This is a genomic window from Streptococcus sanguinis SK49, from assembly GCF_000212815.1.
Taxonomy (GTDB): domain Bacteria; phylum Bacillota; class Bacilli; order Lactobacillales; family Streptococcaceae; genus Streptococcus; species Streptococcus sanguinis_C.
This window is the reverse complement of sequence record NZ_GL890985.1, coordinates 1,082,351-1,095,472: the sequence shown is the minus strand read 5'-3', so window position 1 is coordinate 1,095,472 and position 13,122 is coordinate 1,082,351. Positions and strand designations below refer to the sequence as shown.

The 13,122-nt window shown below is 45.2% G+C and carries 14 protein-coding genes; all 14 read right to left on the bottom strand.

Annotation, left to right across the window (positions count from 1 at the left end):
* Positions 1–32 precede the first annotated feature (32 nt).
* Complete coding sequence (gene rfbB, locus HMPREF9380_RS05590) at positions 33–1,079, bottom strand: dTDP-glucose 4,6-dehydratase (RefSeq protein ID WP_002933399.1); 1,047 nt, start codon at positions 1,077–1,079, stop codon at positions 33–35.
* A 241-nt stretch (positions 1,080–1,320) separates the two neighbouring features.
* Entirely contained in the window at positions 1,321–1,914 is a 594-nt protein-coding gene (locus HMPREF9380_RS05595) for a dTDP-4-dehydrorhamnose 3,5-epimerase family protein (protein ID WP_032907346.1), read from the bottom strand.
* 4 nt (positions 1,915–1,918) lie between these two features.
* On the bottom strand, positions 1,919–2,788 hold the full coding sequence (gene rfbA, locus HMPREF9380_RS05600) for a glucose-1-phosphate thymidylyltransferase RfbA (protein WP_002897349.1): 870 nt from the start codon (positions 2,786–2,788) through the stop codon (positions 1,919–1,921).
* Positions 2,789–2,922: 134 nt separating this feature from the next.
* Complete coding sequence (gene tmpA / locus HMPREF9380_RS05605) at positions 2,923–3,747, bottom strand: ZIP family manganese transporter TmpA (RefSeq protein ID WP_002933395.1); 825 nt, start codon at positions 3,745–3,747, stop codon at positions 2,923–2,925.
* 22 nt (positions 3,748–3,769) lie between these two features.
* Positions 3,770–4,240, bottom strand: coding sequence for an 8-oxo-dGTP diphosphatase (locus HMPREF9380_RS05610; RefSeq protein WP_032907343.1), 471 nt, complete (start codon positions 4,238–4,240; stop codon positions 3,770–3,772).
* A gap of 1 nt (position 4,241) precedes the next feature.
* Entirely contained in the window at positions 4,242–5,336 is a 1,095-nt protein-coding gene (locus HMPREF9380_RS05615) for an NAD(P)/FAD-dependent oxidoreductase (RefSeq protein WP_002933390.1), read from the bottom strand.
* 11 nt (positions 5,337–5,347) lie between these two features.
* On the bottom strand, positions 5,348–6,145 hold the full coding sequence (locus tag HMPREF9380_RS05620) for a Nif3-like dinuclear metal center hexameric protein (RefSeq protein WP_002933388.1): 798 nt from the start codon (positions 6,143–6,145) through the stop codon (positions 5,348–5,350).
* A complete protein-coding gene (locus HMPREF9380_RS05625; protein ID WP_002933386.1) occupies positions 6,132–6,821 on the bottom strand; it encodes a tRNA (adenine(22)-N(1))-methyltransferase in 690 nt (229 codons plus the stop codon). Before HMPREF9380_RS05625 ends, HMPREF9380_RS05620 begins: the two co-directional genes overlap by 14 nt.
* A 140-nt stretch (positions 6,822–6,961) precedes the next feature.
* Positions 6,962–7,750, bottom strand: a complete 789-nt coding sequence (gene yghU, locus HMPREF9380_RS05630; protein WP_002933384.1) for a glutathione-dependent disulfide-bond oxidoreductase — start codon at positions 7,748–7,750, stop codon at positions 6,962–6,964.
* Positions 7,751–7,817: 67 nt separating this feature from the next.
* A complete protein-coding gene (locus HMPREF9380_RS05635) occupies positions 7,818–8,498 on the bottom strand; it encodes a DnaD domain-containing protein (protein ID WP_002933382.1) in 681 nt (226 codons plus the stop codon).
* An 8-nt stretch (positions 8,499–8,506) separates the two neighbouring features.
* A complete protein-coding gene (gene metA, locus HMPREF9380_RS05640; protein WP_002933379.1) occupies positions 8,507–9,448 on the bottom strand; it encodes a homoserine O-acetyltransferase MetA in 942 nt (313 codons plus the stop codon).
* Positions 9,449–9,595: 147 nt separating this feature from the next.
* Complete coding sequence (locus tag HMPREF9380_RS05645) at positions 9,596–10,108, bottom strand: adenine phosphoribosyltransferase (RefSeq protein ID WP_002897341.1); 513 nt, start codon at positions 10,106–10,108, stop codon at positions 9,596–9,598.
* A 182-nt stretch (positions 10,109–10,290) separates the two neighbouring features.
* Entirely contained in the window at positions 10,291–10,818 is a 528-nt protein-coding gene (locus HMPREF9380_RS05650; RefSeq protein WP_002933375.1) for a hypothetical protein, read from the bottom strand.
* A 46-nt stretch (positions 10,819–10,864) separates the two neighbouring features.
* The gene (gene recJ, locus HMPREF9380_RS05655) at positions 10,865–13,084 is read right to left on the bottom strand and encodes a single-stranded-DNA-specific exonuclease RecJ (protein WP_002933372.1); all 2,220 of its coding nucleotides are present in this window, start codon (positions 13,082–13,084) and stop codon (positions 10,865–10,867) included.
* Positions 13,085–13,122: the final 38 nt, after the last annotated feature.

Below are 13,122 nucleotides of genomic sequence, written 5' to 3'. Positions count from 1 at the left end.
GTTTTACAAGGCTCATCATAGATAGCCTATTCTTACTTAATTACTTCCTGAGTCTTAGCATAGTTGGCTTCGACTGCTTCTTTTTCTGATTTCCACCAGTCTTGGTTGTCTGTGTACCACTTGATTGTCTCTTTGAGACCTGCTTCAAAGTTGGTGAACTCTGGCTTCCATCCTAGCTCATCGCGGAGCTTGCTGGCATCAATGGCATAGCGAAGGTCGTGGCCGGCACGATCTGTCACATGGTCATAAGCATCAGCTGGCTGTCCCATTTCCTTGAGAATCAGCTCCAGCACTTCCTTATTATTCTTCTCACCGTCAGCACCAATCAAGTAAGTTTCACCGATTTGACCCTTGGTCAGAATCGTCCAAACACCTGATGAATGGTCATTGGTATGAATCCAGTCACGGACGTTTTTTCCTTCACCGTAGAGTTTTGGCTTGATACCGCTCAGGATATTGGTGATTTGGCGCGGAATGAACTTCTCAATGTGCTGGTAAGGACCATAGTTGTTTGAACAGTTAGAAATCGTCGCTTTCACGCCAAATGAGCGCACCCAAGCTTTAACAATCAAGTCTGAAGCTGCCTTGGTTGATGAGTAAGGCGAGCTTGGATTGTACTTGGTTTCAGCGGTAAATTTCTCACCTGGACCTTCTCCATGACCTGGCAGATCTTCACGCAAAGGCAGGTCCCCATAGACTTCGTCAGTTGACACATGGTGGAAACGAATGTCGTATTTACGAGCTGCTTCCAAGAGTGTGTAAGTTCCGATAAAGTTGGTGTGGATAAACGGACTCGGGTCATTGAGTGAGTTGTCATTGTGGCTTTCTGCCGCATAGTGAACGATAGCATCCGCTTCGGAAGCCAGCTTATCTACCAAGTCTGCATCAGCAATATCTCCAACAACCAACTCAACGCGGTCGCCTAAAATTTCTTCAATATTAGCTCGATTACCCGCGTAAGTCAGCTTGTCCAGCACTGTCACATGGACATCTGGAAAGTTATTATAAACATAGTGGACAAAGTTAGAACCGATAAAACCAGCTCCGCCTGTCACGATAATTTTTTTGTATTCAGTCATTTTTATTCCTTAACTTTTTTATAATTGCCTTAGGTGGTGGGGACGCAAGCAAACCTCCGGTTTCATTGCTTATTTTTGAGCCTAAAGTCTCAAAAATCCCCTGTCATGTAACAAACTAAATAATTTGTTACATGACTTACACCACAGCGGCAATTATTTCTTCCACTCGCTTCGCTCGGATAGGAGCTGAGCTTAATCATATGTTTCAGTATTAATTAATGCATCAGAAAAGAATTCTTTTTTACAAATCTTCTTTTCTTAGAGGTTTGACATCCTTGAGTAATGGATGGTTCTTGTCTGCTTCTGAGACTTCTGCTGCTTCTAAGTTTTCCCACTGGATGCCTAAAGCTGGGTCTGCATAGTTGACAAAGGCATACTTCGGTTTGAGTTCCAAAGCCCAGTAGTCATTCACCAGATAGCTATAAGAAACGGTGTCAGAAAGGACTTGGAAGCCGTTGGCGACGCCACGTGGCACAAAAATCCCCTTGCTGGCATCGATTACTGTCTGGTAGGTATTGCCAAAAGTCTCACCTTCACGCAGGTCTACCCAAGATCCCAGCACCTTGCCGTCATCTGCAACAGAGATGTACTTGTCCCAGGGCTCAGCATGAAGACCACGCAGGACATTTTTACGAGAAAAGCTGACATTATTTTGTAGTTTTCCTTCTGCAAAGAAGCTTTCAGGAAAGCCTAGCGGCAGCATTTTTTCCTTTTGGAAATTCTCCTTAAACCAGCCTCGGTTGTCCCCACGAACAGGGATATCGAACTCCATCATTCCTGGAATTCCAGGAACCTCACGCGCTGCTAATTCCTTATCAAAAAATTGTTCCGTCATTTTCTTATTCTTCTCCAATCAAACGCAAGAGATAGTGGCCATACTCATTCTTTTTCAATGGCTGCGCCAATTCATGCACTTGCTCTTTAGTGATATAGCCCATACGATAGGCAATTTCTTCTAGATTTGCCACCTGAACGTTCTGCATCCGCTGAACTGTTTCGATATATTGAGCTGCCTCTAAGAGACTTTCGTGGGTACCTGTATCCAACCAGGCAAAACCACGTCCCATAAGCTCAACAGACAAATCGCCACGATCCAAGTAAGCCTTGTTAACGTCAGTGATTTCCAGTTCTCCGCGAGGACTTGGCTTAATATTCTTGGCAATCTCTACAACATCATTATCGTAGAAATACAGTCCTGTCACTGCATAGTTAGAGCGCGGCTGTTCTGGTTTTTCTTCGATGGAAATAGCATTCATATTCTCATCAAATTCTACTACACCAAAGCGTTCTGGATCCTTGACATGGTAGCCAAAAACAGTTGCTCCTTTTTCCTTAGCAGCAGCATTTTGGAGCATTTTACTCAGACCTGGTCCATGGTAAATATTATCCCCAAGAATCAGCGCCACGCGGTCATCTCCAATGAAATCAGCCCCAATGATAAAGGCTTGTGCCAGCCCGTCCGGACTTGGCTGCTCTGCATAAGAGAGCTTGATACCAAACTCAGAGCCATCTCCCAGCAGATCCTCAAAACGAGGCAGATCCGTCGGAGTGGAGATAATCAAGATGTCCTTGATACCAGCCAGCATAAGAGTTGACAGTGGATAATAAATCATGGGTTTGTCATAAACCGGCATGAGCTGTTTTGACGCAGCGCGGGTCAATGGGTACAAACGTGTACCAGAACCACCTGCAAGAATAATACCTTTCATATGAGTTTCCTCTCTTAATGTATTCTCCTTATTCTACCATTTTTGAAAGCGGATGTCATCCTTTTCACTACCTTTAAATAAAAGAATAAGAGCGGAAATTCCGCTTTCTTCCGCTCTTTGATTCCAAGTTGGCATCAACCCAAAGCCACATCCAAGACCATCATGAGAACAAAGCCCACCATGAGACCCAAAGTCGCCACATCAGTATTGCCATTGGTTTGCGAATCCGGTATCAGCTCCTCTACCACCACGAAAACCATTGCGCCTGCTGCAAAGGATAGGGCATAGGGCAGAATCGCCGTCATGGCCATAACAGCAACTGCCCCAAGAACAGCCCCGATTGGCTCTACAATCGCAGACATGGAACCCCAGTAAAAGGCTTTAAGCCGAGACTTGCCGTCCGTCCGAATCGGAATGGACAGAGCCGCTCCTTCTGGAACATTCTGCAGGCCAATTCCCAAAGCTAGGCCAATCGCGCCGACAAAGGCTTCCGGACTAGGATTGGCGGCCAAAGCACCAAAGGCTACTCCGACTGCCAAACCTTCTGGAAAATTGTGAATGGTAATGGCTAAGAAGAGCAGGGCTGTCTTGGATAGCTTCTTGCGGCTATGCTCAGAAACACTCTCAGCCTCCGAAATATCCTTGCTCAAGTGCAAGTGAGGCACCACCGCATCAATCAGCCGCAGGAAAAAACCTCCCACTAAAAAACCAATCGCTGCCGGCAGCCAGGACAGCTTGCCATAAGAACTTTGGGCATATTCAATCGACGGCGCCAGAAGCGACCAAAAGGAAGCCGCAATCATAACGCCTGCCGCAAAGCCCATCATAATATCCAGCAGCTTGCGACTGACTTTTTTAAAGAAAAATACAACAGCTGAGCCTACAATAGTACACCCCCATGTAAAAAGCCCAGCCAAGAATGCCTGCATAACCACAGGCTGCGATCGTAACCAGTCCATAACTTCTCCTTATCCTCTAAAATCAATCATACAAAATCGTCTTGGTTTCCCCGATACAGTGTTTTTCCTCATTCCAGTAATGAATCCGCTCAAAAGATCCTTTCCGCCAGTAGAGAGGCAGACGTTCACGTATGTCGTCCTGCATATCTATTTGGTCAAGTTCGGAAATCTTCCACCATTTTTGCTCTCCTTCATGAGCGTTTCCCCTGACTTGCCCCTCAAAGGCAGTACAAAGAAAATCGTAATACACATACCGTTCTTTTTTACTCGGATTAGTGAAGCCTGAAATCCCCTTCAATTCCATGTTTAGAGCAGTCAGCTCCGTTTCTTCTTTTAATTCGCGCCTTGCAGCTTCGAAGAAAGATTCTGGAAACTCCACCTTCCCGCCTGGTTGTATCCACCCTTTAAAGTTATCATGCTGGCGATTAAGCAGTAGGATTTCTTCATCTTTTTTCACACAAATATTGACCCAATTCAAAATAGTTTCTGTCATATCAAACCTTCTCCACATACCTCTCAATAGGATAGTCAACTGGATTCAGCACCCCCGCTTCTCCTAGAGCCATCTGAGCCAATTGACGTCCGATGAGCGGGCCAGTTGTCAGACCAGAAGATCCTAATCCACTGGCAGCGTAGACACACGGCAAGTCTGGAACAGACCCAAAGAAAGGCGCAAAGTCACTGGTATAAGCCCGCGTTCCCACGCGCTCGCCTAAAATCTCTGCTTTAGACAGCCTTGGCAAATAAGCTTCTGCTTCTTGCTGCAATTGATCCAGCACTTTCTTATCTACCGTCAAATCAAAGCCCTGATCATTTTCATGACTGGCACCGACGCTGACCTTGCCTGCCAGAAAGGGAATGATATCCAGCTCGCCCTCAGGCATAACAACAGGGTAATCATCCGTCTGCTCAGCCAGCTTAAAATCACACAGCTGTCCCTTTTGCGGCTGAACATCTGTCTTATAGCCCAGTGGCTGCAAGATTTCTCCCAGCCAAGCCCCCACAGCTAAGATAACACAGTCAAAGCTGCGTCCGTCCACAAGAAGTTGCTCTCTTTCTACTGTCAAGTTTACCTTTTTCTCAACCAGTTCTGCCTTACTGGCTTTCAGAAGCGTCTCCGTCAAGAGTGCTCCCTCCACACGGGCACCGCCAGAAGCATAGAGAAGTCGCTCAAAGCCTTGCAAGTCTGGAAATTTCTTCTGGGCTTCTTGACTGCTGAGAAGACTCAAGTCCCCTATTAAGGGCGACTCTTCCCGACGATTAGCAGCCAAATCATAAAGTTCCTGCAGCTTGCTTTCATCCTTTTTCAGCAGATAAACACCTGTCTGTTGGTAAAAGTCTGTCTGGATACCAGCCGCTTTCAAATCCGCAATCAGATCCTGATAAAAATCAGCGCCTAGACGAGCCATCCTGTACCAAGCCTTGTTACGACGTTTGGAAAACCATGGACTGATTATGCCAGCGGCTGCCTTGGTTGCCTGCCCCTTGCCATCATCAAAGACAGTCACTTCCACATCTGGGGATTTGGATAGATAGTAAGCGGCTGTTGAGCCAACAATCCCAGCTCCAATCACTGCTACTTTTTTCATGTCGCTCCCTCTCAAATATGCCGGAAAGGATTGGTCGAAGCCTGACTAGCCAGAATCTCAATCTCCCAGCCTTCTTCTGCCTTCCAAGTGTCAAGCTTTTCTTTTAATTTTTCCGTGAAAAGAACCTCGATATGATGTCCAGGATCCAGCGCCAAAAGACCTTCTGTCAGCATTTCCTGAGCAGTATGATAGTAAATATCACCTGTAATGTAGACCTGCGCTCCCTTGGCAATGGCCTCCGAATAAAAGGACTGACCGCTGCCACCACAGATAGCCACACGCTCAATGACGCGTTCGAGGTCTGCTTCTTCATAAGTGACCATACGCAAACTATCTAGTCCAAAACTTGCCTTGACCTTAGCCGCAAAGTCCCCAAAGGTCTGAGGAGCAATCTTCCCCACGCGACCAATACCGTGATCTGGCCCCGTCTGACTGAGAAAACTTGTCTCCTCAATCTCTAAAAGCTGACAGAACCAGTCATTTAGCCCGTCTTCCACGACATCAATATTGGTATGGCTGACATAGACAGCAATATCATGCTTGATGAGGTCTAAAATCATTTGATTTTGCGCCTTATCCGCCACTAGGTCCTTAAGAGGGCGAAAGATAGGCGCATGCTTAACGATAATCAGTCCAGCACCTGCCTCAATAGCCTCCGCCACTGTCTGCTCACGAATATCCAGCGCCACTAGAACCTTGGCTACTTCTTTATCCAAAGTCCCGATTTGCTGGCCAGAAATGTCGCCCTCCATGGACAGTTCTTGCGGGCAGTAGGCTTCATAACGGGCGATGATTTTACTTGCTAGCATGGAGCACCTCCTTGATACTTTCGATTTTTTGAGACATAGCAGAGCGTTCCAGCTCATTTTTTTCTGGGATATGAACTAGAGCTCCTTCAAGTTTCTTCAGTTCTTTCTGCCATCTTAGCTGAAAAGCAGGTGACTGTTGCTTCATCAAAAAAGGTCCGAAACGCTTTTCTTGCTCTGTCAAAGTTTGCTGGCCAGCTTCTGCCACTAAGATTTCGTAAAACTTACCAGATTCTTCTAAGACTTCCTCAGCCAGCAAACGAAAGCCGTTAGATACCAGCCAGCTGCGAAGCTCATCCTCTCGGTTATTGGGCTGCAGAACCAAGCGGGAAATAGATCCAAGCTTAGCTCTACCATTTTCCAAAATCTCTGAAATCAAGCGACCACCCATGCCAGCGATAACGATGGTGTCGATCTGATCTTCTGCTTCCAAAGCCGCCAGACCATTGGCCAAGCGAACCTCAATCTGCTCCGTCAGCCCATGCTCTGCCACATTTTTCTGGGCAGACTGAAAAGGCCCCTCTATCACTTCACCGGCCAGAGCCTTCTCAATCCGTCCTTCCTGAATCAGGTTAATAGGCAGATAGGCGTGATCGCTCCCAACATCCAGCAACTTTGCCCCATCCGGCACAAAAGCAGCCACTCGCTCCAAGCGCTGGGAAATAGTCTTTTTTTGCATTGCTTACTCTTTTCTAAACATTCTTCTATTCAGTATATCATTTTTAAGGGTATAAAAAAAGCAACGAAAGAAAAATCAGCCTGTTGATAAACTGATTTTGTCTCGCCACTTGATGATGGGGTGTCCTGCCCATCACTTTTTTATTTGATTTCCTGATACTCGGCAGCTAAACCACTCTGGACTGCCGGACGAGCTGCAATCTTCTCCGCCCAAGCAGATAAGTGTTTGTAGGAGGTGGCATCCAAGAACTCAGCTGCGCCTGGATAGATCTTATCCTGCACCAACTGCCCATACCAAGACCAGATAGCAATATCAGCAATACTGTAGTCATCTCCAGCTATATAAGCTTTCTTGGCTAATTCTTTGTCCAATAAATCCAGCTGTCGCTTGGCTTCCATCGTAAAGCGGTTAATAGGGTATTCTAGCTTTTCTGGAGCATAGTTAAAGAAATGACCAAATCCGCCTCCCAAGAAGGGCGCCGCTCCTGTCTGCCAGAAGAGCCAGTTGAGCACCTCAGTTCGACCGGACAAATCTGACGGAATCAGCTTTCCAAACTTCTCTGCCAGATAGAGCAGGATATTTGCTGATTCAAAGACAGGAATCGGCTTATGACCTGACTGATCCAACAATGCCGGAATCTTGGAGTTGGGATTGATTTTCACAAAATCTGAGCCAAACTGGTCGCCATCCATGATGCTGATCTTATAGAGGTCATAGACTGCCTCTGTCACCCCTGCTGCCAGTAGTTCCTCCAACATAATCGTCACCTTGACCCCATTTGGAGTCCCAAGTGAATAAAGCTGAAAAGGCTCTTTACCGACAGGAAGCTTCTGCTCAAAGCGTGCGCCAGCAGTAGGCTGATTGATACCTGAAAATTTCCCTTGGTCGCTGTCCGCAGCAGACCAGACTTTTGGCAATTGATACGTCATACTTTTCTCCTTTTTTATAAAACCAAGGGCCTGTCATATCTAACAGGCCGCTGTAAATCAAATAAAGTCAGTCCTTCCACAAATTCATGGCATTGAGGAAATCATCTGAAACTGTCACGTTTTGAGGATTAGCTGCTTCACGTTCTTCCCGCTTGGCTTCTACCTGAGCAAGTGTGGTGATACCTTCTTTACGCCAATTGCGCAAGATAGCCTGAATATACTTCCAGTTGGCCTTGCCATTGAACACAGCTTCACGAAGGGCAGCCTTGACCAAGTCAGGATTGGTTTTGTCGTCTTGAACAGTCTTGGTCAAGTCCTCAATTTCAAAGGGTGTCAGGAGACGGCCCAACTCCTGCTGAAAGGTCTCCACCAAATCTTTCAAGACATTCTGAGGCGCCTTTGCTACAGTCTGATGACCGCTTTTTGCTGCCAGCAGTTCATCCAGCTTTTCCAAAGCCGGCGAAGCATCAAAGATAACCTCTGTCTCTCCATTGAGCTCAATGGTCTTATACTGCAAGAGACCTTTCTCCGTCAGATGGGACATAGAGCGATTGACTTCCGTCAGGGTCTTGCCAATATTCTCCGCAATCTGACTAGGCGCCAGCTCTTCCAGAGAAGTCGTATTTTGCAGATAGAAAAACTGCCAGACCAAAAAATCATCGCTGGAATCAAAGATGTCCTTAAAATGCAAAAGAAGGGCACTCGGGATTACAAGATTGCCCGATTTAAAAGCTGATAAATAAGTCATGTCACCTCTTATAGATAAGCAAAAAACGATACATCATTTTCAGGACTCTCCCAGTCGAAAGGTGTCTCCTGATAGACAGCGTAATTGACCCAATTGCTGAAAAAGAGTGCAGCGGCCGAACTCCAGCACAAGGCCGGTGTCGTATGGACATCATCGTTTTTAAAATAATTTTCTGGAATATGTGGATTCTTTCCTGCCTTCAAATCGCGGAAATACTCCTTAGATAGAGTATCGCGGTCGTATTCCATGTGACCGAAACTATACACCTCTCGCAAGTCTCGGCTAGCCAGCACGGAGAGGCCGGTATCTTCACCATATGAGAGAATTTCCAGATTGGTCAGATTAACAATATCTTCCTTCAGAACTTCGGTATGACGGGAATGCGGCGCATAAAACTCATCGTCAAAGCCACGGAAAAGCAGGTTGCTGCTGTCAGCTGACTGGCTATAAACACCCGACAATTTGCGCGTCATCTGGTGCTTGTCCACGCCGTAGCGAGCGTAAAGTCCAGCCTGAGCTCCCCAACAGATATGCAGAGTCGAAAAGACATGGGTCTTGGACCATTCAATCACCTGCTGGAACTCTTCCCAGTAGTCCACCGATTCAAATGGCAGATGTTCTACTGGCGCACCAGTGATAATCAAGCCATCAAAATAGCGATTTTTAACCTCATCAAAAGTCTTATAGAAAGTCTCCATATGCTCTGCGCGTGTCGTTTTAGACTGATGAGAGCTCATGTAGAGGAAGTCAATAGTCAACTGCAGCGGGGTATTAGCCAAATGGCGCAGTATCTGAGTCTCCGTCACCATTTTCTGGGGCATGAGATTGAGTACCAGAATATTCAGAGGGCGGATATCCTGATGGTCCGCCCTATCGTCATCCATGACAAAGATATTCTCAGAACTTAAAATGTCAACAGCTGGCAGTTTCTTATCAATCTTAATTGGCATGAAAATATCTCCTTCAATCGTTAGAAAGGCTTGGAAATACTTTTCCAGCCTATTCTTTGTTTATCCAATGTACTTTCATTATACTGAAAGGAGATATAGTTTTCAATTATACTTTTTCTCTAACTAGATATAGTTAGAAACTATGTATTAATAGTGCATCAGAACCTTGTAGTCGTAATCGCCGATAACTTCGCGACCCTTGAGCTCATCCAGCTCAATAAGGAAGGCACAGCCAGCTACTACACCACCAAGGCGCTCAATCATCTCAATCGTTGCCTTCACTGTTCCACCAGTCGCAAGGAGATCATCTACGATTAGAACGCGCTGACCTGGCTTGATAGCATCGGCATGCATGGTTAGGGTATCAACACCGTACTCTTTTTCATAGTCGGCTGAGATAACTTCACGAGGAAGCTTGCCAGGCTTACGGACTGGAGCAAAGCCGATTCCTAACTCAAAGGCAACTGGACAGCCCACGATAAAGCCACGAGCTTCCGGTCCAACGATCATGTCAATCTTCTTGTCTGTAGCATATTGAACAATCTCACGAACAGCGTAGCTATAAGCATTTCCGTCTGCCATCAGCGGGCTGATATCACGGAATGTCACGCCTTCCTTTGGATAATTTTCGATTGTTGCAATGTAGTCTTTTAAATTCATGATATACTTTCTTTCAAAAAAATTTTTTACTCTCTATTATATCACTTTTTCCTCCAAATGGTAACAGAAAACTTACTTTTTAAGGGGATAGGTTATTTAATTTGAAAAAGTATGTTTCATTCATTTATAGACCACCTAGAGTTGGTTATTCTTTATAATCGTTTTTTCTAGGCAAGTCAAAATTAGATGTATTGTTCTAAATAAAGAGGTGTTGATATCCCTTGTTCATAATTTTTTACAATATCCTTCGAAAATAAGCCTAATAAGTCCAAACCATTAGATGGATTAATCTCAAATGTTGAAAATACAGAGTTTTCAAGAAAATTATGCAATTCTTTATAATTTGTCACATAGCTATACCCCTGAGGAGCGTTAAATTTCGGAGATAATTCTTTAGCTTGTTTTAATGATATAGGCGAGTCAAGAAGAGATAGGGAGTAAATTGGAGAAAAATACTTAGCACCTTCTTGCAAATGGTTTTCCAAATATGAACGACTACTATTTGCTAAATCTGAATTTTCTAAAAAGTCTTGGATCTTATTACGCTGACCTAAAACCATTTTCCCAACAATCATCTTAGCGGGTGAAGAAAGATATAAATAAGCTACCGTTTCTTTTTCAGGAATCCTTGAACGATATTCAAAATGCTTTTTTCCTGTTAGCAAAGCTTTAAAAAATTCTGGTTTAAAACTCAGGATAATTTCATTCATCTAAAATGTTCTCCTTTGCAAGACTTTGGCTCAGCCTTATACCATCTCATCTCTCCATCAAATAATCATAAATCTCCTGCACTGTGCCCAGTGCCATGAGTTCTTGTTCTTTGACTAGGCGCTTGAGGTCTTGGTAAATGTGACTGCTGTCAATTTCTTTCTTTTCTGCTTCTTTATTGACCTTCATGACGCCTTCCGTGATGCTGACAAAGCCCAACTCTTCAAAAATCTGAATCATTTTGACCAAGAGAATTGGGTCAATTTTCAGGTAAGCTGCTAGGTCCTTGAGCTTATAGCGTACATCAAACTCGGGGAACTGATAGATTGTCTTGTAGAGTTTTGCAAACTGCTCACGGTTGCCATAACCAGTCAGATAGTATGGCTTGGCAATCTCATTCTTAAAGTAAATCGCTTCAAAATCCTGAGACTGAAGAATCTTCTTCAAAACCTGCAAATCATCAGGCAGGTCATAAACCACAACCGCTCTGCTATTTGTCAAATCTGGCAGCTCTTCTGTGAAACGCAAGACTGGAACCTTGTCAGGCAGCGTCGCATTTTTGCTGCGGATATTGAAAAGCTGAACACCGTCCACACGAGCATCTACCAGCATGAGCTGGAGACTGGTCTGTCCATTCCATTTATTGACAGAGAGGCTGACAGCCAGCTCCAGATTCTTGGTTTGGGCAAACTCTGTCGCCAGGCTTCCTTGCCCAAAAGCTACTACTTCAAAAGTAGCATCTCCCTGAGAAATTTTTAGCTTGAGATGGCTATTGCCAGCTCCCATAGTCCGAGTATTGTCCACTTTAAAATCCTTGAGGTAAAAAAGCGGCTTCTTATTGTCCATACCAAAAGGCGCCAGTTTTTCAAAGCTTTTGAGTGTATCCAGGGTTAGTTCTGGCAAGTACAACTCCTCATCTAAATACAGGGCTGTTTTGCCAGTCAAATCCAAATCATTGTCTGAGATGTAAGCTGTCAAAATATCAGACAACTCTTCTAGCTTGTCTGCTTCAAGAGTCATACCAGCTGCTCCAGCATGGCCGCCAAAGGCTACAAAAAGGTCACGATGACTGTCCAAGGCATCAAAAATATTGACCGCTTCAATACTGCGGGCGCTGCCCTTAGCGATGCCATCCTCAATATTGAGCACTATGACTGGCTGGTGCAGCTCTTCCAGCAAGCGCCCAGCGACAATCCCTAGCACTCCAGGATTCCAACCTTCCTTAGCCAGCACCTGCACTGGTCTCTTAGGATCCAGCATGGTTTGTGCTTCTTCATAAATCTGCTGGACGATTTCCTTGCGCTCATCATTTTTCTGGTTGATCATGAGAGCAATGTCACGAGCTTCTTCATCATCAAAGCCAGTCAAAAGCTCAACCGCTGGATTGGGGTCATCCAATCGTCCCAAGGCATTGAGTCGGGGGGCAAGCTGAAAGCCAACCGTTTCTTCATCCAGTTCGTCTGGCTGAATGCCTGCAATTTTGAAAAGTTCCTGAAGTCCTACTCGCTGGGTATTTTTGAGGACGGAAAGGCCATATTTAACCAAAATCCGATTTTCCCCCGTCAGACTGACCATATCAGCAATGGTACCAACGGCAACTAAGTCCAAAAGTTCGACTTGGACTTCTTCCAACAAGGCTGTTGCCAGCTTAAAAGCCACCCCACAGCCAGCCAAATGCTTGAAAGGATAATCCGCTCCGCTATGTTCCGGATGGACAATCGCATAGGCGTTTGGCAGCTCCTCAGGCATAGAGTGGTGATCCGTCACGATAACATCCACGCCCAGAGACTGGGCTAGCTCGATAGCTTCAAGTCCCGCCACTCCATTATCCACTGTAATAATGAGCGAGATCCCATGATTTTCAATAAAATACTTGTAAACACTGCTATTAGGACCATAGCCGTCCGTAAAGCGATTGGGCAGATAAACCTGACACTCAGCCCCCAGTTGCTCCAAGGCTTCCTTGACAATCGATGCCGAGGTCATTCCATCTGCATCATAATCGCCATAGATCAAAATCTGCTCGTAATTCTCAATCGCTGAGCGAATGCGCTCCACTGCCCGCTCCATATCATGCAGATCATAAGGGTCGTGAAGCTGGTCTAAACTAGGCTCCAAAAATTCCTGCAAAGCTTCTTCAGTCTGCACACCCCTTTGGTAAAGGAGACTAGCAGCGGCAGGTTCTAATCCAGCTTTTTTAGCCTTTTTTAAAAAATTTTCGTCTGTAAAATTAGTGGCAAACTGCCAGTCATATTTTGAGCTAATCATGATAAGTGAAACACTTTCTCCGTTCAATCTTGTCTGAA